The organism is Sphingorhabdus sp. (genome assembly GCF_040079335.1).
GTDB lineage: Bacteria > Pseudomonadota > Alphaproteobacteria > Sphingomonadales > Sphingomonadaceae > Sphingorhabdus_B.
Genome location: NZ_JBEBKL010000134.1, coordinates 1 through 1,745 on the forward strand (window position 1 = coordinate 1; position 1,745 = coordinate 1,745).

The 1,745-nt window shown below is 56.4% G+C and carries 2 protein-coding genes; both read right to left on the reverse strand.

Going from position 1 to position 1,745, the window contains the following annotated elements:
• A partial coding sequence (locus tag ABL922_RS14845; RefSeq protein ID WP_349024982.1) for a carboxynorspermidine decarboxylase occupies positions 1-1,014 on the reverse strand: 1,014 nt, incomplete at its 3' end.
• 127 nt (positions 1,015-1,141) lie between these two features.
• The coding region (locus tag ABL922_RS14850; protein WP_349024983.1) for a saccharopine dehydrogenase C-terminal domain-containing protein at positions 1,142-1,745 on the reverse strand (604 nt) is incomplete at its 5' end.

A 1,745-nucleotide genomic window follows, 5' to 3' on the forward strand; every position in this document is an offset into this window, starting at 1 on the left:
ATCGAGGAAGGCGAAGCGCGTTCCGGGTTCTGCGGTAACGGGCAGGCGGTAGTCGCCGATGATGTCGCCCGCTAGGCAGCTGGGGCCGCCCAGACGCATGGCTGGGCCGTCTGATAGCTCATCCAGCATCGCGGGGCGGTAGGGGGCTTCGATGACGTCGGGAATGTGGCAGGTTGCGCTGATGTCGGTGATGCCGATGGGCATGCCGTTGTCGAACACGTCAAGGATTTCGCCAATCAATATACCTGCATCGAGCGCAATGGCTTCGCCGGGTTCGAGATAGACGTCGAGACCGGTTTCGGCGCGGACTTCCTTGATGAACGCGACAAGGTCATCGCGTTGATAATCGGAACGGGTGATATGGTGACCGCCACCGAAATTGAGCCATTTCAACTGGCCGAAATATTGGGCCAGCTTTGGTTTCAGGCTATCCCATGTGCGTTTGAGCGGCTCGAAATCTTGCTCACACAGGCTATGAAAATGCAGGCCGGATATGCCTTTCAAATGCTCAGGCTGCAACTGGCTGACCGGAAAACCCAAGCGCGAATGTGGAGAGCAAGGGTCGTATTTGGCGACCTCGCCCTCGGCATGTTCGGGGTTGATGCGCAGGCCGACGTCGACGCTGTCGTCCAGATACTGCGTAAACCGCGCATGCTGTCCGGGTGAATTAAAAATGATGTGGTCGGAAATCGAGACAATCTCTGCCATGTCCGCCGCTTTGTAACCCGCGCAATACGTCGCAATCTCGCCCGAATAATAATCACGTGCCAACCGCGATTCCCACAGGCCAGAACTGCACACGCCATCAAGATATTCGCCGATAACAGACGCCAGCGACCACATCGAAAACGCTTTCATCGCGCACAAAATTTTCGCGCCCGACCGCCCTTTCACATCGGCAAGGATGGCAAGGTTACGCCGCACCGCCGCCTCATCCACAACAAAGGCGGGCGAGGGGACGCGGTTTAGGTCAAAATGCGCAAATGCGCCGGGATCGCCTGCTTTGGTTTCCATTCATGCTCCACTGCTGGAAACAACAAAACTCGTCATTCCCGCGAAGGCGGGAATCCATCACCCGCCGTTGAAATTTACTCGTCAGGTGATGGCCCCCCGCCTTCGCGGGGGTGACGAAGATGGAGGGTTAGAAGTTGAGCGGTCCATCCAATTCCTTCACCTGCCAAGGCAGACCATGCTGGTTCAGCATCGCCATAAACGGATCAGGATCGAACTGTTCGATGTTCCACACGCCAGCGCCGCTCCACTGGCCAGTCACCAGCATCGCCGCGCCGATCATGGCTGGCACGCCAGTCGTATAGCTGACGGCTTGGTTGCCTGTCTCGGCATAGCATTCTTCATGATCGCAGATGTTGTAGGTGTAGAGCGTCTTTTCTTTGCCGTCTTTACCAAGCCCGGTGGCGATGCAACCGATGTTGGTTTTGCCTTTGGTTGTGGGCCCCAGTGAGGCTGGCTCAGGCAAAACAGCTTTCAGGAATTGCAGAGGGATGATCTCGCGGCCCTCATACATCACAGGGTCGATCCGCGTCATGCCGACTGCTTGAAGCACATTCAGGTGCGTGATATAGGCATCGCCAAAGGTCATCCAAAACCGGATGCGCTTTATTTCGGGCAGATGCGTTTTCAGGCTCTCGATTTCCTCATGGTACATCAGATACATATTCTTCGGGCCAACTGCCTCAAAGTCGAACGACTGCTTGACCGACATCGCAGGCGTTTCCACCCAGCCG